A 21,515-nucleotide genomic window follows, 5' to 3' on the forward strand; every position below is an offset into this window, starting at 1 on the left:
TGGTCGGCATGACACAGAATGCGCGGAACATGACGGTTGTGGTGACGGGCGCTTCGGGTCGTACCGGGCGCCGGGTGGCGGAGGCGGCGCGTGCCGCGGGGCTGACCGTGCGGGAGGCCTCGCGGGCGCGGGGCTTCGACTGGGCGGACCGCTCGACGTGGGCGGACACCCTGCGGGGCGCCGACGCGGCGTATCTCGTGTACCCCTCGGACGTCGGGGCTCCGGAGGCGGGCCGTGCGGTGGGGCTGCTGGCGCAGGAGGCGGTCGGGCTGAGCGTACGGCGGCTGGTGCTGCTGTCGTCGCGGGGTGAGGAGCGGGCGCGGCCCACGGAGGAGGCGCTGCGGGGGTCGGGGGCGGACTGGACGGTCGTACGGGCGGCGTGGTTCGCGCGGAACTTCAGCGAGGGGCCGCTGGTGGAGGGGTTGCGGGAGAGCGGGGAACTGGTGTTCCCCGGGGGTTCGGTGCGGGAGCCTCCCCCATAGCCTTAAGGGCATGGGAGGTGCCCCCAGTCGATGTGCGGGACATCGCGGACGTGGTCGTCGCGGCGCTGACGGGCGGGGACCGGCATGTGGGGCAGGCGATCACGGTGTCCGGGCCTCGGTTGCTGACGTTCGGTGAGGCGGTCGCGGAGATCGCCGCGGTGACGGGGCGTGAGCTGACGTATCGGGCGGTGTCGGCGCGTCAGTACGGGGAGGTTCTCGCGGGGTTCGGGGTGCCGGCGGAGGAGGTGGAGTTCCTGGTGGAGTTGTTCGAGTCGCTGCTCGACGGGCGCAACGCGTATCTCTCCGAGGGCGTTCAGGAGGTGCTGGGCCGTGAGCCGCGTGGCTTCGGGGAGTTCGTGCGGGAGGCTGCGTCCGTGGGGGTCTGGAAGGCCGGTTCGTAGGCTGCGGGTTCGTTGGGGCTGGGTGCGCCCACGCGGCGGAGCCGCACATCGACACAGCCCCGCGCCCTATGGGGCGCGCTTCACTTCTCCGGTGTTTGAGAGTTCCCTGTTCCCTTGTGGGTGCTCTTCGCGTGGGTGCGGAGCCTCGACGTCACGTCCTCCGGAGGGAGGAAGCGGGACCAGCGTTCCGGGAACTCGGACGGCATGTAGGAGTCGTCGGGGTCGTCGTCGTCCTCGCCGTCACGGGCGCGGACCGCGGCCATCCGGGCGACGTACTCGGCGACCTGCTCCTCCTGCCGGCGTTCGTTGGCGGCGCGGGCCGCTGCGGTCGCGGCGGCCGGCCAGACGCGGTCGATGGCCGCGTTGACGGCGGCGCCGACGAGCACGGCGAACGCGGACACACCGATCCACAGCAGGACGGCGACGGGCGCGGCCAGGGAGCCGTAGATGGTGGGGCCCTCGACCGTGCCGGTGAGGTAGATGCGCAGCAGGTAGCTGCCGAGCACCCACATGGCGAGGGCGACCAGCGCGCCGGGCACGTCCTCGATCCACGGGGAGCGGACGGGGACGGACACGTGGTAGAGCGTCGTCAGGAAGACGATGGACAGGACGATCACAACCGGCCAGTACAGGACCTGTACGACCGTCTCCGACCACGGCACCACCTTCACCACGGCGTCCGGTCCCGCGACCATCAGGGGCAGCGCGATCGAGCCGATCACCAGGGCCGCGAGGAACAGCGCGAAGGACACGATGCGGGTCTTGACGATGCCGCGTACGCCGTCGAGGCCGTACATGACGGTGATCGTGTCGATGAAGACGTTGACCGCGCGGGAGCCCGACCACAGGGCGAACAGGAAGCCGATGGAGATGACGTCGGGCCGGCCGCCCTTCATGACGTCGTGCAGGATCGGCTGGGCGATCTCGTGGACGCCCTTGTCGGACAGGACGGTGCGGGACGCCTCCAGGATGTTGTTCTCCAGGCCGGCGATGCTGTCGGCGCCGGTCCAGCTGTCGACGTAGCCGAGCAGGCCGATGAGGCTCAGCAGGAGCGGCGGCACGGACAGCAGCGTGAAGAACGCGGCCTCGGCCGCGAGGCCCAGGATGCGGTACTCCATGCAGGAGTTGACGGTGTCCTTGACCAGCAGCCAGGCGGTCCTGCGCTTGGAGACGTTCCGGTAGAGGGCACGCGCCCGGTGGAACCGGCCGGCCGGCCGCTCGGGGGGTTCACTTGCTGACTGCACGCCCTAAAGGTATCCGGCGCGCCGGGATGCACTCGCCCCCTGGGGTCACCGGCCCGGACGGGGCGCCCGCGGGGCCTTGATGTCATGCCCGCGATGGCCGAAACTTTTCGGTCCTGAATTCGAAATGGCTTTCGATATTTTAAGGGTTGTTTTGGAGAATGTCCCGGTGAGGACTTCGACCGTCAATCCTGATTGACCCACCGCGCATCTCGCGAAGACGAAAAAGCGCCATTGCCCAAAACGGCCTTGACCCGTTCCAGAATGTCCAGAAATAATCCGGACTGCATTCGTTGCGCGCGTTGGGACGACGTCAGCGCACACGACTCGGGGGAATCACACATTGGGTCCATGACCGGGACCCCGTCCCAGAAATCTACTTTTACCCCACCCGTTTCGCGTGTGCCGTATTCGTCTTTGGCGATTTTGGCAATTCAAAGACAATGATCAGCACCAAGGAGCCACGTGGTGGGAAAACCCGGCACCGTCACCGAGACCGTCCTCGCGGAGGTCCTGGCCGGTGTCGTACGCAAGGAAGCCATACCCCTCGACAGTCACTTCTTCGACGACCTGGGGGCCAACTCGCTGGTCATGGCGCACTTCTGCGCCCGGGTCAGAAAGCGCGAGGATCTGCCGTCGGTGTCGATGCGGGACGTCTACGGATATCCGACGATCCGGAGTCTGGCGGCGGCGCTCGCCGACACGCCCGAGCCCGTCGAGCCGGTCGAGGCGGCGCGGACGCCGGCCGGGAGCACGGCGCGTTATCTGCTGTGCGGGGCGCTTCAGTTCCTCGTTTTCGCGCTGTATTGCGCGCTCGTCGGGACGGTCACCGGACGCGGCTACGAATGGGTTTCCTCCGGTAACGGAGTCGTCCAGGTATATCTGCGGTCCGCGATATTCGGCGGCACCGTGTTCATCGGTGTGTGCACGGTGCCGGTGGTGGCCAAGTGGGTTCTCGTGGGCCGCTGGAAGGAGACCGAGTTCCCGGTCTGGGGGCTGGCCTACGTCCGGTTCTGGACGGTCAAGGCGCTGCTGCACGCCAACCCGATGATCCTGTTCGTCGGCAATCCGCTCTACGTCCTCTACCTGCGCGCCCTCGGCGCCCGCATCGGCAAGGGCGTCACGATCCTGTCCCATTCCGTGCCGGTCTGCACCGACCTGCTGACCGTCGGTGCCGGAACGGTCATCCGCAAGGACAGCTTCTTCCTCTGCTACCAGGCGCGCGCCGGCCGCATCCGCACCGGCCGTGTCACCCTCGGCAGCGAGGTCTACGTCGGCGAGAAGACCGTCCTCGACATCGGCACGGTCATGGGCGACGGGTCCCAACTCGGCCATTCCTCCGCCCTGTACGACGGCGCCCACGTCCCGGCGGGCGGGCGCGCGCACGGCTCACCGGCCCAGCCCACGGACGTCGACTACGTCCGGATCCCGCCCGCGGACTGCTCGGCGCCGCGCCGCTTCGGCTACGGCCTGGTCGCCCTGCTGCAGATGGTGCTGGTCTACGTCCCGCTCGCGCTCGGCGGCAGCTACATGGCGCTGACCGTGGCACCGGCCCTCGACCACCTGCTCGACCCGAACACCACGGACCTCAACTCGGCCCGGTTCTACGGCGAGGCGCTGGGCCTGTCGCTCGTGGCGTTCGTCGGCTTCGTCGTCCTCGGCTTCGCCGCGGTGTCGCTGCTGCCCCGGCTGCTCCGTCCGCTGCTGCGCCCCGACCGGGTGTATCCGCTGTACGGCTTCCACTACTCGGTGCAGCGCGCGGTGGCCCGGACGACCAACATCAAGTTCTTCAAGTGGCTGTTCGGGGACAGCTCGTACATCACCGGGTATCTGCGGGCGATCGGCTACGACCTCGGTGTGGTGGAGCAGACCGGCTCCAACTTCGGTTCCGAGGTGCAGCACGAGACGCCGTATCTGGTCACCGTGGGAACCGGCACGATGATCGCGGACGGGCTGTCGATCGTCAACGCGGACTTCTCCAGTACGTCGTTCCGGCTGTCGCGCACCACGATCGGACCGCACAACTTCCTCGGCAACAACATCGCCTACCCCTCGGGCGGCCGCACCGGCGACAACTGTCTGCTCGCCACCAAGGTGATGGTCCCGATCGACGGCGAACTCCGGGAGGACGTAGGCCTGTTGGGCTCGCCGTGCTTCGAGATCCCGCGCTCGGTGGAACGCGACAGCCGCTTCGACCACCTGCGCGAGGGCGACGAGCTGCGGCGCCGGCTGACCGCGAAGAACCGCTACAACCTGCGCTCGATGGGCCTGTTCCTGTTCGTGCGCTGGCTGCACTGGTTCGTGCTCACCGTCCTCGGCTTCGCGGCCATCGACCTGTACGGGGGCGAGGGCATCGGCGGGGGGCTGCTGATCGGCGCGTCCCTGATGCTCGGGCTCGGTTTCACCGCCGGCTACTACGTGCTGGTGGAGCGGCTGATCGGACGGTTCCGGCCGCTGGAGCCGAAGTTGTGCTCGATCTACGACCCGTACTTCTGGTGGCACGAGCGGCTGTGGAAGGTGCCGGACACCTATATGCAGGTGTTCAACGGCACGCCGTTCAAGAACCTGATCTGGCGGCTGCTGGGCGTGCGGATCGGCCGCCGGGTCTTCGACGACGGCGCCTACATCACCGAGCGCACGCTGACCGCGATCGGCGACGACTGCACGCTCGCGGCGCACACCAAGGTGCAGTCGCACTCGCAGGAGGACGGCACCTTCAAGTCCGAACAGATCACCATCGGCGCCGGCTGCACCCTCGGGGTGGGTGCGCACGTGCACTACGGCGTGTCGATGGGCGACGGGGCCGAACTCGCCGCCGACTCCTTCCTGATGAAGGGCGAGGAGATGCCGGCGCGGTCGCGATGGGGCGGGAATCCGGCGGTGGCGCCACGGCGCGCCGGACAGCACATGGCTCCCTGACGGCTCGCGCCGTGGGGGGAAAGGAAACAGGGGGAAGAGAACGATGGAGATCATTCCGCGGTGGACGCTCGCTCCGGTGTCCGGTGGGGCGGAGTACGAGGTGTCCCTGCCCGACGGGCTGTCGATCGAGCCCGGCGCACTGGACGTCGCCCATGCCAAGGTCCTCGGCGCGCTGTCCGGCGAACCCGCCGCACAGGACCCGGCGGTGCGGGTGAGCGTCACCGGCCGCACACTGCGGCTGCGGTACGACACGGAAGTCCTCGACGCCGGGGCCGCCGCCCGGATCGCGGGCTACCACCTGACCGCGCTGACCGAGCCGGACCGGCCGGTCCTGCTGTCGGACGCCGAACTCCGCTTCCAGCTCGACGAGTTGGCGGGCCCACGGCGCGAACTGCCGGACCGGCGGGTGCACGAGCTGTTCGAGGACATGGTGACGGTGTGCCCGGACGCGGTCGCCGCCGTCCAGGGCGAACGGCAGTGGACCTACCGGGAGCTCAACTCCCGCGCGAACCAGCTGAGTCGGGCGCTGCTCTCCCGCGGTCTCACCCGCGAGGGTGTCGTCGCCGTGGTGCTGGAGCGGAACCTGGACTGGATGGCCGCCGTGCTCGCCGTGTTCAAGGCGGGCGGGGTGTATCTGCCCGTCGAGCCGCACTTCCCGGCCGACCGGGTCGCGCGGGTGCTGGAGCGCGCCGGGTGCGAACTGGTGCTGACCGAGCGCGGCAGCGACGGCGCGCTGGACCACCCGGCCGAACGCAGGCTCTACGTGGACGAGGCGTACGCCGAGGGCCACTCGGACGGCGACCTGGGGATCGCCGTCCAGCCCGGTCAACTCGCGTACATCTACTTCACGTCCGGGTCCACGGGTGAGCCCAAGGGCGCGATGTGCGAGCACGCCGGGTTCCTCAACCATGCGTTCGCCAAGCTCGACGACCTGGGGATCGGGGCCGGGCACGTGGTCGCGCAGACCGCGCCGCAGTGCTTCGACATCTCCCTGTGGCAGTTGGTCTGCGCGCCGCTCGTGGGCGGGCGGACGCTGCTGGTGGAGCAGGACGTGATCCTGGACGTGGCGCGGTTCGTCGACACCATCGAGGCGGGGCACGTGAACGTGCTCCAGGTCGTGCCGTCGTATCTGGAGGCCGTGCTGGCCGAGTTGGAGCGGCAGCCGCGCGAACTACCCGATCTGCGCTGTGTGTCGGTGACCGGGGAGGCCGTGAAGAAGGAGCTCGTGGAGCGCTGGTTCGCGGCGCGGCCCGGGGTGCGGCTCGTCAACGCCTATGGCCTGACGGAGACTTCGGACGACACCAACCACGAGGTCATGGACCGGGCGCCGGACGGGCCCCGGGTCCCGCTCGGACGGCCCGTCTCCAATGTGCGGGTGTACGTCGTCGACGAGGACCTGGTGCCCGTGCCGTTGGGGGCGCCCGGCGAGATCGTGTTCTCCGGTGTGTGCGTGGGCCGGGGGTACGTCAACGATCCCGAGCGGACCCGAGCGGCCTTCACCGAGGACCCGTACCGGCCCGGCGAGCGGCTGTACCGCAGCGGCGACCACGGGCGCTGGCGCCCCGACGGCAAGCTGGAGTTCCTGGGGCGCCGGGACAGCCAGGTGAAGATCCGCGGCTTCCGCATCGAGATCGGCGAGATCGAGAACGCGCTGCTGCGGGTGGACGGGGTGCGGGACGGCGCGGTGGTCGTCGTGCGCGGGACACAGCTGGTGGCGTTCTGCACGGGCGACCGGCCCGTCGAGGCGGCCGCCGTGCGCGAGCGGCTCGCCGAGTCGCTGCCCGCGTACATGGTGCCGTCGGTCGTGCACTGGCGGGCGTCGCTGCCGCTGACCGCCAACGGCAAGACCGACCGGCGGACGCTGACCGCGCTCGCCGGTGACCTGGACGCCGTGGGCGACGGGCCGGACACGCCCGCCGAACGTCGGCTGGCGGCCGCGTGGGCCGTGGTGCTGGGCATCCCGGCCGACCGGATCGGCCGCCAGGACCACTTCTTCGACCGCGGCGGCACATCGCTGGCCGCGGTGAAGCTGGCGGTCGCCCTCGACCGGGCGATCAGCCTCAAGGACGTCACCCGACACCCGGTCCTCGCGGACCTGGCCGGACTGCTGGACCCGCCGATCTCCTCCTGAGGCCGGCCGCACCCCCGGTCGAACGCACAACAGCACCACCGAAAGGAACACCGAGATGTCGCTCTCTTCCGCGACGCTGCTCACCTCCGTGGCCCTGAGCCCGGACAGTCCACCCCTCCTGCACGCCGACGTCGGCGCGGACCCGGTCGGCTGGGCCGCCCGGCACCGGGACGCGCTGCGTGCCGTCGTCGCCGAGCACGGCTGCGTCCTGGTCCGCGGGCTCGGCCTCGCCGACCCGGCCGGCGCCGAGACCGTCTTCCGGCGGCTCACCGACTCCCTGATGGCCGACCGGGAGCCGTTCGCGCCCCGCCGTACCTACGCAGAGGGCGTGTACTCCGCCACGAAGTGGCCGACCGACCAACCGATGTGCCAGCACCACGAGTTGAGCTACGCGCTGGAGTTCCCCGGCCTGCTGCTCTTCGCCTGCCTGGAGGCGCCGACCGAGGGCGGCGCGACCCCGGTCGCCGACGCCGAGGCCGTCCTCGGGTCGCTGCCCGCGCCGCTGGTGGAGCGGTTCGAGCGGGAGGGCTGGCTGCTGACCCGGACGTACCACGAGGAGATCGGGGCGTCGGTCGCCGAGGCCTTCGGCACCGACGACCGCGCCACCGTGGAGCGCTACTGCCGGGCCCAGGGCATCGAGTTCGCCTGGCAGCACGACGGTTCGCTGCACACCCGCCAGCGCCGCGCCGCCGTCCTGCGGCACCCGGTCACCGGCCGCCGCTGCTGGTTCAACCAGATCGCGTTCCTGAACGAGTGGACGATGGAGCCCGAAGTGCGCGAGTACCTGGTCGACGTCTACGGCGCGGACGCGCTGCCCTTCAACACCCGCTTCGGCAACGGCGATCCGGTCGGCGCGGACATCGTGGCGGCCATCAACGAGGCCTACGACACGCACGCCAGGCGCGAGCCGTGGCGCTCGGGGGATCTGCTGCTGGTGGACAACATCCGTACCGCGCACGGCCGGGAGCCGTTCGAGGGGCCGCGCGAGGTGCTCGCCGGGCTCGGCGATCCGGTGCGGCCGGCGGACCTCGCCCCGTCGGCCGGGGGGAGGGCGGCATGAGCATCGACACACCGTCGTTCGCGGTCGTCAGCGGCGCACAGGTCCAACAGGCCCTGTCCGGGCGGGAGTCGGAGATCGCCGACCTCGTGGAGGCCACCTACCGGCTGCACGGCGCGGGCGAGTCGGTGAACCCGCCGTCGTACTTCCTGCGCTTCCCGGACCGTCCGTCGTCGCGGATCATCGCGCTGCCGGCCTCGCTGGGCGGGCCGTCGCGGGTGGACGGTCTGAAGTGGATCTCCAGTTTCCCCGGGAACACCGGCTCGGGGCTGCCCAGGGCCTCGGCGGTGCTGATCCTCAACGACCCGGACACCGGCTATCCGTACGCCTGCCTGGAGAGTTCGGTGATCAGCGCGACCCGTACGGCGAGTTCGGCGGCGCTCGCGGCCGAGAAGCTCAGCCAGGGCCGGGCACGGCCGCTGCGGGTCGGGTTCGTCGGGACGGGCCTGATCGCCCGCTACATCCACACCCATCTCCTCGGCACCGGCTGGGAGTTCGAGGAGACGGGCGTGTACGACCTGGCCGCGGACAGCGCGGAGGGGTTCCGGGGGTACCTGGAGCGGTCGGGGGCGCCGGGGCGGATCACCGTGCACGACAAGCTCGAAGGCCTCGTGCGCGCCAGCGACCTGGTGGTGTTCGCGACGATCGCCGGCTCGCCCCATGTGCACGATCCGGCCTGGTTCGACCATCATCCGCTGGTCCTGCACGTGTCGTTGCGGGATCTCGACCCGGCGATCCTGCTCGCGTCCGCGAACTTCGTGGACGACGTCGAGCACTGCCTGAAGGCCGACACCTCGCCGCATCTGGCCGAACAGGCGACCGGGGGGCGGGAGTTCATCGACGGCACGCTGGACGACGTACTGACCGGGCGGGTGACCGTACCGGCCGACCGGACGGTGGTGTTCTCGCCCTTCGGGCTGGGGGTGCTCGACCTCGCGGTCGGCAGGTTCGTCCATGACGAAGTGGTCCGGCGGGGCGAACTCCAGGTCGTCGACGGCTTCTTCCACGAACTGCGCCGGTACGGCTGACGCGGATCGTGGCGCACCACTAGGGGGAGAACATGGCTGTTATTTCCGATCCCGCGGAGTTCAACGAGGACGACCTCTACGTCGACCTGCGGGCCGCGCTGGAGCTTCCGCTCTATCTGAAGTGCGAGGGGTTCAACTTCGCCGGCTCGGTCAAGCTGAAGGCGGCCACCGAGATGGTGGACGCCGCCGAGCGGGCCGGCATCCTGCGGCCCGGCTCGGTGCTGGTCGAGTCGTCGTCCGGCAACCTGGGGGTGGCGCTGAGCGTGCTCGCGGCGAGCCGCGGCTACGGGTTTCTCTGCATCACCGACAGACGCTGCAACGTGCCGACGGTGCGGCTGATGGAGGCGCTCGGCAGCCGGGTCCACGTCATCGACCAACCGGACCCGCACGGCGGTTTCCTGGGCGCCCGGATCGCGTACGTGCGGGCGCTGTGCGCCTCGGACGAGCGGTACGTGTGGCTCAACCAGTACACCAACCAAGGGAATTGGCGGGCGCACTACCGCACCACGGCACCCGCGATCGCGCGCCGGTTCCCGCAGCTGGACGTGCTGTTCGTCGGCGCCGGCACCACCGGGACGCTGATGGGCTGCGCGCGCTGGTTCTGGCAGGGGCGGCGCCGGGTGCGGATCGTGGCCGTGGACGCCGTCGGCTCGGTCACCTTCGGCGGGGAGGCGCGGCCCCGGATGATCCCGGGGCTCGGCACCAGCGTGGGCTCGCCCTTCCTCGACATGTCGTACATCGACGACGTGATCCATGTCGAGGAGGCAGACACCGTGCAGACCTGCCGGCGGCTGGCCGCGCGGGGCTTCCTGTTCGGCGGCTCCACCGGCACGGTCGTCAGCGGGGCCGAGCAGTGGCTCGCGCGCCATGGACGACATGGCACGACAGCGGTGGCGATCGCCCCTGACCTGGGCGAACGCTATCTGGACACGGTGTACCGCACCGGCTGGCTAGAGGAGGAGATGCCCGAAACCGCGATGCTTGCGGCCATGTCCCGCTCGGCGTGACGTCCGTGACGGCGGCTGTGTCAGGGTAGGGATCAAGACCACCGCAGAGTGGAGATCCGCACCGCCGCAGGGTGGGGATCCCGACCACCGCCGTCCCCCGGGCAGGTTCCAGCCATGGCACGCACCACCCACACCGTGACCAACCAGACTCCCCCACTGGTCGGCCACGACGTCTTCACCACCGATCGCGTCCTGACGGCCGCGGTCGAGCGCCACACCGCTCCCGGGCTGCTGGACGAGGTCCGGGACGAACTCTCCGCCCTGGGCCGCGCCGCCGGTTCGGCCCAGGTCCAGGAGTGGGGTGCGCAGGCCAACGACAACCCCCCGGGCCTGCGCACCCACGACCGCTACGGCCGTCGGATCGACGAGGTCGAGTTCCATCCGGCCTGGCACCGGCTGCTCGGCAAGGGCGTCGCGGCCGGGCTGACCGCCGCCTGGAACCGCCCGGCCGGACATGTCCGCCGGGCGGCCGGGCTGCTGGTCTGGACCCAGGTCGAGGCGGGCAACATCTGCCCGCTGTCGATGACCCACGCGGCGGTGCCCGCGCTGCGCGCCGATCCCGCGCTGGCAGCCGAGTGGGAGCCCCAGCTGACGTCCATGGTCTACGACCGTGGGCTGCGGCCCGCCCACCTCAAGGCCGGGGTCCTCTTCGGGATGGGCATGACGGAGAAGCAGGGCGGCAGCGACGTCCGCGCGAACACGACGACGGCGCACCCGCTCGCGGAGGAGGGGACGTACGAGCTGACCGGCCACAAGTGGTTCTGCTCGGCGCCCATGTCCGACGGTTTCCTGGTGCTGGCGCAGGCGCCCGGCGGGCTGACCTGCTTCCTGGTGCCCCGGGTGCTGGCGGACGGCACCCGCAACGTGTTCCTGCTCCAGCGGCTCAAGGACAAGCTCGGCAACCGCTCGAACGCCTCCGCCGAGGTCGAGTTCGACGGGACCTGGGCGCGCCGGGTCGGGGACGAGGGGGACGGAGTGCGGACCATCATCGGGATGGTCGCGGCGACCCGGCTCGACTGTGTGCTCGGCTCGGCCGGTCTGATGCGGCAGGCCGTCGCACAGGCCGTCCATCACACCGCCCACCGCGAGGCCTTCGGCGGGAAGCTTCTCGACAAGCCGCTGATGCGCAACGTACTGGCGGATCTCGCCCTGGAGTCGGAGGCGGCGACCGCGCTCGGCCTGCGACTCGCGGCGGCCTACGACGACGGCGGTGAACAGGAGCTGGCGTTCCTGCGGTTGGCGGTGCCGGCCGCCAAGTACTGGGTGACCAAGCACTGTTCACCGGTCGCGGTCGAGGCGGCGGAGTGCCTGGGCGGCAACGGCTATGTCGAGGAGTCCGGACTGCCGCGCCTGGTACGGGAGTCGCCGCTCAACTCGATCTGGGAGGGCGCAGGGAACATCCAGGCCCTCGACGCACTGCGGGCGTTGCGGCGCGAACCGCGGGCGCTGAACGCCTTCCTGGTCGAGGTCGGCCGGGTGCGCGGCGCCGATCACCGGCTCGACGGGGCGATGAAGAACCTGCTCACCGAGTTCGCCGACTTGGACGGCATCGAGGGCCGCGCCCGGCGCGTGGTCGAGCGGATGGCGCTGGTGCTGCAAGGGGCGCTGCTCGTCCGGCACGCGCCGCCGGAGGTAGCCGACGCGTTCTGCGCGTCCCGGCTGGGCGGCGACTGGGGCACCACCTTCGGGACCCTGCCGCCGACGCTCGACCTGGCCTCGATCGTGGAGCGGGCCCGGCCGGAGGCCTGATTCCACGGCGGTACATCGCGAGGGTGGTGCTGCGCCGACACGGCACCACCCTCGCAGCGTGGGACAAGTTTCAGACACCACTCGGCTGTTCACCAGGGTTGCAGAGGGTTGCAACTTGACGGTCACTGTGGTCGGACTGTCTCCCTCCGTCACCACGGAGCGGCACTATGAGACCAACAGTCGATACGGGACCGGAGGGAAGGACCCATGGCGAACCCGCCGGCCGGACTGCCGCGGCGCACCACCGTCGACGCGGCGCGCACGGCCCGGATGTTGAGCGACGCCCGGCACGCCACGCCCTTCGGAACGCGCGCCCGCACCGCTCCCCGCCCGGTCATCGAGGAGTCCTGGGAGCGCGCGTTACGCGGCGGGACCCACCCCGACCACGATCTGCGGACCGGGGTGCTGTCCCGTGAGGAGGTCGAACGGCGGCGCGGCGCAAGCCCGTTACGGCACGTCCTGCCGGTGTTGCGGGAGGGGCTGGTGTCCGTTGCGGACGCCGCCCACCACATCGTGCTGATCGCCGACGACGAGGGCCGCGCGCTGTGGCGGGAGGGCAGTGCCGCCGTGCTGCGCAAGGCCGACGAGGTCGGCATCGAGGTCGGCACGGACTGGCGCGAGGACGTCATCGGCACCAACGGCGTGGGCACCCCGGCGGTCGTACGACGGCCCGTGCAGGTCTTCGCCGGTGAGCATCTCTCGCGCGCGCTGGCCTCGTTCACCTGCGCGGGCGCCCCGATCACCGACCCCAGGGACGGCCGGCTGATCGGTGTCGTCGATGTCAGCGGCCCGCTGGAGACCATGCATCCGGCCACCCTCGCCTGGGTCGACTCGGTGGCCAAACTCGCCGAGGCCCGGCTGCGCGAGCTGCACATGACCTCGCTGGAGCGGCTGCGCGCGGTGGCGGCGCCGATCCTGCCCCGGCTGGGCGGCCGGGCCCTGGTGGTGGACCGGGACGGCTGGACCGCCGCGGTCACCGGAATGCCGTATGTGAAGCGGATCGCGCTGCCCAAGTCGCCCTCCGGGGGCCGCCGTTGGGTGCCGTCGCTCGGGCTCTGCGCACTGGAGCCGCTGGCCGGGGGCTGGTTGATCCGCGTCGCCGACGAACCGGTGCCCGGCGCCGCCCCCCGGATCGTCCTGGACCTGGCGCCGGCCCGCCGCTGGTCGGTGACGGTCTACGGCGGCACGGGCTCCTGGACCCATGAACTGAGCCCGCGGCACGCCGAGTTGCTCTACCTCCTGGCCCTGCACCCCACCGGCCGCAGCGCCGCGGCCCTGGCCGAGGACATGTTCGGCGACCCCGGCCGCACGGTGACGGTGCGGGCGGAGATGTCGCGGGTACGGCGCTATCTCGGGCCACTTCTGGAGCACCGGCCCTACCGCTTCCGCGAGGACGCGGAGGTCGAGGTGGTGCTGCCCCAGGACCCGCGCGAGCTGCTGCCGCACTCGACGGCACCGGGTGTGACCAGGGGACGGGCGTCGGCCCAAGTGCCGTAGCGGAGGCAGCGGGAGCGGGTCGGGGGCCGTATCGGACAGGTGGCGCAAAAGACACGTCCGGCAGCATCTTCCGCATATTTGCAGGGTCTTACCCATGGGACGGCCAGGACTGCCGTAGCATCCCCCTACGGGCCACCCCACCTGCTCCCTGGTCAACGCACGGATCACCAGGCGCAGTTGGCTCGCCTCGGGAGGACACTATGAGTGCACGTGGGCGACATCGCCGCCGCAGGCGGGGCAGGGCGCTGCGCGCCGTGCTGACCGGGGCCGCGCTCGGCCTCACCGCGGCCGCGACGATGATCAGCGCCTCGCAGGCGACCGTCGGTTCCGATCCCGGGGGGCTGAAGCCGCTCACCTCGGCTTCCGATCTGGGGCAGTTGCAGGTGCGGGAGACCCTGGAGCCGCAGCAGTCCTTGGACCGGCTCGCCTCGGCGATGGGGCGTCCGGTGGGCGTCGACGCCGTGCTGAAGAGCGCCGACCACACCCTGCGCGACGCCGCGGACTGCACGACCGACGAGAAGGCGGCTCTGCCCGTCGAACCGGCGGCCACCCGCGCGTACTGCTGGGACAGCGGCGACGCGGCCGACCCGGGGTGGACGCCCCGCTCGGTGACCACCTCGGGCGACGCCGACGAGGACGGCTGGTGGGGCTCGAACCGCGTGATCCTCTCCGGCTGGAGCGCGAACACCCGCGGCCTGGCCCGGGTCGCCTTCGTGAACGCGGCCGACCCTGCCCGTCTCACCTACACCTGGGCCCTCCTCGCCGTACCGACCGACGGCGGACGCGACTACCGCGGGCTCGCCTCCACGGTCTCCGGCATGGTCTGGTACCAGGACAAGCTCCTGGTCACCACCACGGGCGGGACCCGCGACGCGCTGTACGTCTACGACATGAACCGCATCCAGCGCACCACGGTGACGGCCTCCGCGGTCGGCCGGGTGCGCGAGGGCTGGTCGGCGGCCGGGTACCGGTACGTCCTGCCCGCGGTCGGCTCGTACCGGCTGAGCGGCGACAAGTCCGCCGTACGGCCCGTGGGCCTCTCCCTGGACCGCAGTACGGTGCCGGACAGTCTGGTCGCGAGCGGGGCCAAGCGGCTGTGGCGCTATCCGTTCAGCCGCGATCCCGCGCGCACCGGGCTGCTCGCCACGGACTCGGCGGGACGCGCGGTGCCCGAGGAGGCGTACGCGACGAAGGTCACCGGCGTCGGCGGCGTGCTCGCGAGCGGTTCCTCCTGGTACCTGGGCGGCGCGGCCGGGGAGCAGAGCGGGCACGGCTCGCTGTGGCGGCAGGACGCCAAGGACGCGAAGGCCACCGAGTGCGGGGCCGACGAGACGCACCAGTGCTGGAGCGCGCAGACCGGCTCCCTCTCCTACTGGCAGGAGACAGGCGAGGTCTGGTCGGTGTCGGGACGGATGCTGTTCGCACTTCCACTGAACTCGATCGACAGCTCGCTCGGTTGATCCACTGATCGACAGATCCGCCGGGCGGATGATTCCCTGACGGGCATGACGAACATCCCCGTGACCACCTGGTCCCTGGAGCAGACCGACCCGAGCGACCTCCTCCCGGCCATCGCGCCGGACGGGGACGTGCGGATCGCCCGCTCCGAGGTGCCCTCCCCCGAGTTCAGCCGCTATCTGTACGCGTCGGTCGGCGGGGACATCCTCTGGATAGACCGGCTGCACTGGACGTTCGCGCAGTGGCAGGAGCACCTGGACCGGCCGGGCGTGGAGACCTGGGTCGTGTACGACCGGGGCACACCCGCCGGGTACGTGGAACTGGAGCCACAGGACGACGGCGTCGTCGAGATCGTCTACTTCGGCCTGATCCCCGCCTTCCGCGGCCGCCGCCTCGGCGGCCACCTCCTCTCCTACGGCGCCGCCCGCGCCTGGGACCTCGCCGACCGCTGGCCGGGACGGGTGTCCACCAAGCGGGTCTGGCTGCATACCTGCAGCCTGGACGGGGTGCACGCCATGGACAACTACCAGCGCCGGGGCTTCAAGCTCTTCGACACGCAGGTCGAGGAGATGGCCCAGGCGACCACACCGGGACCCTGGCCGGGCGCCTACCGCGTCTGACCTGCGCCGACAAGACAGCGTGCGCGGCTTGTGACCGATGACACCCTCGTCTCACATAGCGGGACCAGGGTGTCCGCATGACGGACGAAGCTGGACTGTGTCCAGAACGCCGTGACACGCTTCCGTCATGTCCGGAACTGGAATTGCCTTGGTGAGTCGGCGACACGTCGACCTCGGCCGCATGTCCAGCGCCATCTGTCCGGCGGGCTAGTCGAGCCGCAGCACCGCCGGTTTTCCCCGTATCTGCCTCATACTGCGCAAAGACGCGCGCGTATGCCCGCATGCGCCCGTACACGCAGGTCAGAGCCGATCACCCGCCTGTCCCGGAGGACGTAGAACCATGGCCGCCACCCCCGAGAACCCTGCAGCCGCAGCGCCCCGCCGCAAGGTGAGCCGTCACCGCGGTGAGGGTCAGTGGGCAGCCGGACACTTCACCCCGCTCAACGGCAACGAGCAGTTCAAGAAGGACGACGACGGTCTCAATGTGCGGACACGCATTGAGACGATCTACTCCAAGCGCGGCTTCGACTCGATCGACCCGAACGACCTCCGCGGACGTATGCGCTGGTGGGGGCTGTACACCCAGCGCAAGCCCGGGATCGACGGCGGCAAGACCGCGATCCTGGAGCCGGAGGAGCTGGACGACAAGTACTTCATGCTGCGCGTCCGGATCGACGGCGGCCGGCTGACCACGGACCAGTTGCGGGTGATCGGCGAGATCTCGCAGGAGTTCGCGCGCGGCACGGCCGACCTGACGGACCGGCAGAACGTGCAGTACCACTGGATCCGCATCGAGGACGTGCCCGAGATCTGGAACCGCCTGGAGGCGGTCGGTCTCTCCACCACCGAGGCCTGCGGCGACACGCCCCGCACCATCCTCGGCTCCCCGGTCGCCGGCATCGCCGAGGACGAGATCATCGACGGCTCCTCGGCCATCGACGAGATCCACCGCCTCTACATCGGCACCAAGGAGTTCTCCAACCTCCCGCGCAAGTTCAAGACGGCGATCTCAGGATCCCCGCTCCTGGACGTCGCGCACGAGATCAACGACATCGCGTTCGTCGGCGTCGAGCACCCCGAGCACGGCCCCGGTTTCGACCTGTGGGTCGGCGGCGGTCTGTCCACCAACCCGAAGATCGGCGTCCGGCTCGGCGCCTGGGTCCCGCTGGACGAGGTCCCGGACGTGTGGGCCGGCGTGATCGGCATCTTCCGCGACTACGGCTACCGGCGGCTGCGCACCCGCGCCCGCCTGAAGTTCCTCGTCGCCGACTGGGGCCCGGAGAAGTTCCGCCGGATCCTGGAGGACGAGTACCTCAAGCGCAATCTCGTCGACGGCCCCGCCCCCGCTCAACCGCTCCAGCGCTGGCGCGACCACGTCGGCGTCCACCGCCAGCGGGACGGCCTGTTCTACGTCGGTTTCGCGCCGCGTGTCGGCCGCGTCGACGGCACCACGCTCACGAAGATCGCCGAGCTGGCCACGGCGCACGGCTCGGGCCGGCTGCGCACCACGGTCGAGCAGAAGATGATCGTGCTCGATGTGGCGGAGGACCGGATCTACTCGCTGGTCGAGGGCCTCGAAGCCCTCGGCCTCACCGCCAAGCCCTCGCCCTTCCGGCGCGGCACCATGGCCTGCACCGGCATCGAGTACTGCAAGCTCGCGATCGTCGAGACCAAGCAGCGCGGCATCACGCTCATCGACGAACTGGAGCGCCGCATCCCGGAGTTCGACGAGCCGATCACCATCAACATCAACGGCTGCCCGAACGCCTGCGCCCGTATCCAGGTCGCGGACATCGGTCTCAAGGGCCAGTTGGTCCTGGACGACAAGGGCGAGCAGGTCGAGGGCTTCCAGGTGCACCTGGGCGGCGCTCTCGGTCTGGAGGCCGGTTTCGGCCGCAAGGTCCGTGGCCTGAAGGTCACTTCGGAGGAACTCCCGGACTACGTCGAGCGGGTGCTCACCCGGTTCCAGCAGGAGCGCGAGGACGGCGAGCGCTTCGCCGCCTGGGCGACGCGCGCCAGCGAGGAGTCACTGTCGTGAGCGAGCGCGCCGCCCCCTTCTACTGCCCCTACTGCGGTGACGAGGACCTGCGTCCCAACGAGCAGGGCCATGGCGCATGGGAATGCGCGGCATGCAATCGGGCCTTTCAGCTGAAGTTCCTCGGGCTCCTCGCCCGGGGTCTCCAGCAGACCGACGCAGGGGGAGAACAGATATGACGACGACTCAGAAAGCGCGCCCCACCGACGACTTGAAAGCCCTCGCCGAGCAGGCGGGCCGTGACCTGGAGGACGCCTCCGCGCTGGAGATCCTCCAGTGGGCGGCTCGGACCTTCGGCAAGCAGTTCTGTGTGACCTCCTCGATGGAGGACGCGGTGGTGGCCCACCTCGCCTCCCGCGCGATGCCCGGTGTCGACGTGGTGTTCCTCGACACGGGCTACCACTTCCCGGAGACCATCGGCACCCGTGACGCGGTCGAGGCCGTGATGGACGTCAACGTCATCACGCTCACCCCGCGCCAGACGGTCGCCGAGCAGGACGCCGAGTACGGGGCCCAACTGCACGACCGCGACCCGGACCTGTGCTGCAAGCTGCGCAAGGTACAGCCCCTTGAGCAGGGCCTGACCAAGTACGCGGCCTGGGCGACCGGGCTGCGCCGCGACGAGTCCCCGACCCGGGCCAACACCCCGGTCGTCGGCTGGGACGAGAAGCGCCAGAAGGTCAAGGTCTCCCCCATCGCCCGCTGGACCCAGGACGACGTGGACGCCTACGTCGCCGAACACGGCGTCCTCACCAACCCGTTGCTGATGGACGGCTACGCGTCCGTCGGCTGCGCGCCCTGCACCCGCCGGGTCCTCGCGGGCGAGGACGCGCGCGCCGGCCGCTGGGCGGGGCGCGGGAAGACCGAGTGCGGGCTGCACGAATGACCATCACCGAGAAGGAGTTGCACGTGACGACCGGAGCCACCGTCTGGCTCACGGGTCTGCCGAGTGCCGGCAAGACCACCATCGCGTACGAGCTGGCCGGCCGGCTGCGCGAGGAGGGCCACCTCGTCGAGGTGCTCGACGGCGACGAGATCCGCGAGTTCATCTCGGCGGGCCTCGGTTTCTCCCGCGAGGACCGGCACACCAACGTGCAGCGCATCGGCTTTCTCGCCGAACTGCTCGCCCGCAACGGCGTCAAGGCGCTCGTACCGGTCATCGCGCCGTACACCGACAGCCGCGAGGCCGTCCGCAAGCGGCACCAGGAGAGCGGCGCCGCCTATGTCGAGGTGCATGTGGCGACCCCGGTCGACGTGTGCTCCGTACGCGATGTGAAGGGTCTCTACGCCAAGCAGGCCGCCGGTGAACTCACCGGGCTCACCGGGGTCGACGACCCCTACGAGGAGCCCGAGTCGCCCGACCTGCGGATCGAGTCGCAGCACCAGACCGTGCAGGAGTCGGCGGCGGCACTCCACGCGCTGCTCACCGAGAGGGGACTGGCATGACCGCGACCGTCGCCAAGGCCGAGGACGGCACGGACACGCCGTACGCCCTCTCGCACCTGGACGCCCTCGAGTCCGAGGCGGTGCACATCTTCCGTGAGGTGGCGGGCGAGTTCGAGCGGCCGGTGATCCTCTTCTCCGGCGGCAAGGACTCGATCGTCATGCTGCACCTCGCGTTGAAGGCGTTCGCGCCCGCGCCGGTGCCGTTCTCGCTGCTGCATGTGGACACGGGACACAACTTCCCCGAGGTTCTTGAGTACCGGGACCACACGGTCGAACAGCATGGACTGCGGCTCCATGTGGCCTCCGTACAGGACTACATCGACCGCGGTGTGCTGCGCGAACGTCCGGACGGGACCCGCAACCCGCTCCAGACGCTGCCGCTCACCGAGAAGATCCAGAGCGAGAAGTTCGACGCGGTCTTCGGTGGGGGTCGTAGGGACGAGGAGAAGGCCCGGGCGAAGGAGCGGGTGTTCAGCCTCCGGGACGAGTTCTCGCAGTGGGACCCGCGTCGGCAGCGGCCCGAGCTGTGGAACCTGTACAACGGGCGGCACGCGGCCGGTGAGCATGTCCGTGTCTTCCCGCTGTCGAACTGGACCGAGCTGGACGTCTGGCAGTACATCGACCGCGAGGGCATCGACCTCCCGCAGATCTACTTCGCGCACGAGCGTGAGGTGTTCAACCGGGGTGGCATGTGGCTGACCGCCGGTGAGTGGGGCGGGCCGAAGGCGGGCGAGACCGTCGAGAAGCGGCTCGTGCGGTACCGGACCGTGGGCGACATGTCCTGCACGGGCGCCGTCGACTCCGACGCGGTGACGCTGGAGCAGGTCATCACCGAGATCGCCGCCTCCCGGCTGACCGAGCGGGGCGCCACGCGCGCCGACGACAAGATGTCCGAGGCCGCGATGGAAGACCGCAAGCGCGAGGGGTACTTCTAACCATGAGCACCACCATCACGGAACTCCCCGAGACGACCCTCCTGCGATTCGCGACGGCCGGTTCGGTCGACGACGGCAAGTCCACGCTCGTAGGACGGCTGTTGCACGACTCCAAGTCGGTGCTGACCGACCAACTCGAAGCCGTGCAGCGGGTGTCGGCCGACCGTGGCCAGGACGCCCCCGACCTCGCTCTCCTCACAGACGGGCTGCGCGCCGAGCGCGAGCAGGGCATCACGATCGACGTGGCGTACCGCTACTTCGCCACCCCGCGCAGGCGGTTCATCCTCGCCGACACGCCCGGTCACGTGCAGTACACCCGCAACATGGTGACGGGTGCCTCCACGGCCGAGCTGACGGTGATCCTCGTCGACGCCCGCAACGGTGTCGTCGAACAGACCCGGCGGCACGCGGCGATCGCCGCGCTGCTGCGCGTCCCGCACGTGGTGCTGGCCGTGAACAAGATGGACCTCGTCGAGTACAAGGAGTCCGTGTTCGCCGCGATCGCCGAGGAGTTCACGGCGTACGCCAGCGAGTTGGGCGTCCCGGAGATCACCGCGATCCCGATCTCGGCGCTGGCCGGGGACAACGTGGTGGACCCGTCCGCGCACATGGACTGGTACGGCGGGCCGACCTTCCTGGAGCACCTGGAGTCGGTGCCGGTCGCCCACGACCTGAGCCACTGCCACGCGCGGCTGCCCGTGCAGTACGTGATCCGGCCGCAGAGCGCCGAGCACCCGGACTACCGGGGGTACGCGGGCCAGATCGCGGCCGGTACGTTCCGTGTGGGCGAGGCGGTGACGGTGCTGCCGTCCGGGCGGGCCACGCGGATCTCCGCGATCGACCTGCTCGGCAAGCCGGTCCGGGCCGCCTGGACCACGCAGTCGGTGACCCTCCTGCTGGAGGACGACATCGACATCTCGCGCGGCGATCTGATCGTGCCCAGCAAGGACGCCCCGGCGACCACGCAGGACATCGAGGCGACCGTCTGCCATGTCGCCGACCAGCCGCTGACCGTGGGCCACCGCGTGCTCCTCAAGCACGGCACCCGCACGGTCAAGGCGATCGTCAAGGACATCCCGTCCCGCCTCACACTCGACGACCTGTCCCTGCACCCGCATCCGGGACAGCTCGTCGCCAACGACATCGGCCGCGTGAAGATCCGTACCGCGGAGCCGCTGCCGGTGGACTCGTACGCGGACTCGCGGCGCACGGGCTCGTTCATCCTGATCGACCCGGCCGACGGCACGACGCTCACCGCCGGCATGGTCGGCGAGTCGTTCGCGGCGCCCGAGCCGGTCAAGGACGGTACGGACGACGACGGTTGGGACTTCTGACATGACGTCGAGGGACTTCTACTCCACGTTCGCGAAGGAGGGCGGCCGCGTCGGCAGCGGCGCCCTCGGCAGCGGGCAGGGCGGAGTGGCGCGATGTGCGGGCTGACGTACGCGCACCGCTCGCGCGCCCAGTCCCCCCACCCGCCGTCCCGGACACGACGAAGACGAAGACCTG

The 21,515-nt window shown here is 70.5% G+C and carries 17 protein-coding genes and 1 pseudogene; 17 read left to right on the top strand and 1 reads right to left on the bottom strand.

Annotated elements, in window-relative coordinates:
• Positions 1-8: 8 nt before the first annotated feature.
• A pseudogene (locus JHN63_RS13415) lies at positions 9-883 on the top strand (NmrA family transcriptional regulator).
• Between the two features lie 80 nt (positions 884-963).
• Here the strand turns inward: JHN63_RS13415 and JHN63_RS13420 are convergent.
• Positions 964-2,127, bottom strand: a complete 1,164-nt coding sequence (locus JHN63_RS13420; protein ID WP_200680013.1) for a YihY/virulence factor BrkB family protein — start codon at positions 2,125-2,127, stop codon at positions 964-966.
• 465 nt (positions 2,128-2,592) lie between these two features.
• Here JHN63_RS13420 and JHN63_RS13425 point away from each other — a divergent pair, with 465 nt between their 5' ends.
• The 16 genes from JHN63_RS13425 (at position 2,593) to JHN63_RS13495 (ending at position 21,340) form a co-directional block, all read left to right on the top strand.
• Positions 2,593-5,043: a Pls/PosA family non-ribosomal peptide synthetase gene (locus JHN63_RS13425; protein ID WP_200680014.1), complete on the top strand. Its 2,451-nt coding sequence runs from the start codon at positions 2,593-2,595 to the stop codon at positions 5,041-5,043.
• Between the two features lie 43 nt (positions 5,044-5,086).
• Positions 5,087-7,174 carry a non-ribosomal peptide synthetase gene (locus JHN63_RS13430; RefSeq protein ID WP_200680015.1) on the top strand — a complete coding sequence of 696 codons (2,088 nt, stop codon included), beginning with the start codon at positions 5,087-5,089 and terminating at the stop codon, positions 7,172-7,174.
• Between the two features lie 55 nt (positions 7,175-7,229).
• Complete coding sequence (locus JHN63_RS13435; protein ID WP_200680016.1) at positions 7,230-8,234, top strand: TauD/TfdA family dioxygenase; 1,005 nt, start codon at positions 7,230-7,232, stop codon at positions 8,232-8,234.
• The gene (gene sbnB, locus JHN63_RS13440) at positions 8,231-9,259 is read left to right on the top strand and encodes a 2,3-diaminopropionate biosynthesis protein SbnB (protein WP_200680017.1); all 1,029 of its coding nucleotides are present in this window, start codon (positions 8,231-8,233) and stop codon (positions 9,257-9,259) included. Before JHN63_RS13435 ends, sbnB begins: the two co-directional genes overlap by 4 nt.
• A 32-nt stretch (positions 9,260-9,291) precedes the next feature.
• Positions 9,292-10,266: a 2,3-diaminopropionate biosynthesis protein SbnA gene (gene sbnA / locus JHN63_RS13445; RefSeq protein WP_200680018.1), complete on the top strand. Its 975-nt coding sequence runs from the start codon at positions 9,292-9,294 to the stop codon at positions 10,264-10,266.
• A gap of 114 nt (positions 10,267-10,380) precedes the next feature.
• Positions 10,381-12,015: an acyl-CoA dehydrogenase family protein gene (locus tag JHN63_RS13450; protein WP_200680019.1), complete on the top strand. Its 1,635-nt coding sequence runs from the start codon at positions 10,381-10,383 to the stop codon at positions 12,013-12,015.
• A 207-nt stretch (positions 12,016-12,222) separates the two neighbouring features.
• Positions 12,223-13,512: a helix-turn-helix domain-containing protein gene (locus JHN63_RS13455; RefSeq protein WP_200680020.1), complete on the top strand. Its 1,290-nt coding sequence runs from the start codon at positions 12,223-12,225 to the stop codon at positions 13,510-13,512.
• A 200-nt stretch (positions 13,513-13,712) separates the two neighbouring features.
• Positions 13,713-14,972: a hypothetical protein gene (locus tag JHN63_RS13460; protein WP_200680021.1), complete on the top strand. Its 1,260-nt coding sequence runs from the start codon at positions 13,713-13,715 to the stop codon at positions 14,970-14,972.
• Between the two features lie 45 nt (positions 14,973-15,017).
• A complete protein-coding gene (locus JHN63_RS13465) occupies positions 15,018-15,590 on the top strand; it encodes a GNAT family N-acetyltransferase (RefSeq protein WP_200680022.1) in 573 nt (190 codons plus the stop codon).
• Positions 15,591-15,717: 127 nt separating this feature from the next.
• Positions 15,718-15,801: a putative leader peptide gene (locus JHN63_RS54640; RefSeq protein WP_309500612.1), complete on the top strand. Its 84-nt coding sequence runs from the start codon at positions 15,718-15,720 to the stop codon at positions 15,799-15,801.
• Positions 15,802-15,930: 129 nt separating this feature from the next.
• Entirely contained in the window at positions 15,931-17,628 is a 1,698-nt protein-coding gene (locus JHN63_RS13470) for a nitrite/sulfite reductase (RefSeq protein WP_200680023.1), read from the top strand.
• Positions 17,625-17,804: a hypothetical protein gene (locus JHN63_RS13475; protein ID WP_200680024.1), complete on the top strand. Its 180-nt coding sequence runs from the start codon at positions 17,625-17,627 to the stop codon at positions 17,802-17,804. The genes JHN63_RS13470 and JHN63_RS13475 overlap by 4 nt, the downstream gene beginning before the upstream one ends.
• On the top strand, positions 17,801-18,511 hold the full coding sequence (locus JHN63_RS13480) for a phosphoadenylyl-sulfate reductase (protein ID WP_200680025.1): 711 nt from the start codon (positions 17,801-17,803) through the stop codon (positions 18,509-18,511). Before JHN63_RS13475 ends, JHN63_RS13480 begins: the two co-directional genes overlap by 4 nt.
• A gap of 23 nt (positions 18,512-18,534) precedes the next feature.
• Positions 18,535-19,071 carry an adenylyl-sulfate kinase gene (gene cysC, locus JHN63_RS13485; RefSeq protein WP_200680034.1) on the top strand — a complete coding sequence of 179 codons (537 nt, stop codon included), beginning with the start codon at positions 18,535-18,537 and terminating at the stop codon, positions 19,069-19,071.
• Positions 19,068-20,006, top strand: coding sequence for a sulfate adenylyltransferase subunit CysD (cysD, locus tag JHN63_RS13490; RefSeq protein WP_200680026.1), 939 nt, complete (start codon positions 19,068-19,070; stop codon positions 20,004-20,006). Before cysC ends, cysD begins: the two co-directional genes overlap by 4 nt.
• A gap of 2 nt (positions 20,007-20,008) precedes the next feature.
• Positions 20,009-21,340 (top strand): sulfate adenylyltransferase subunit 1, encoded by a 1,332-nt coding sequence (locus tag JHN63_RS13495; protein ID WP_200680027.1) that lies wholly within the window; start codon positions 20,009-20,011, stop codon positions 21,338-21,340.
• Positions 21,341-21,515: the final 175 nt, after the last annotated feature.

Source organism: Streptomyces sp. MBT65, assembly GCF_016612545.1.
GTDB lineage: Bacteria > Actinomycetota > Actinomycetes > Streptomycetales > Streptomycetaceae > Streptomyces.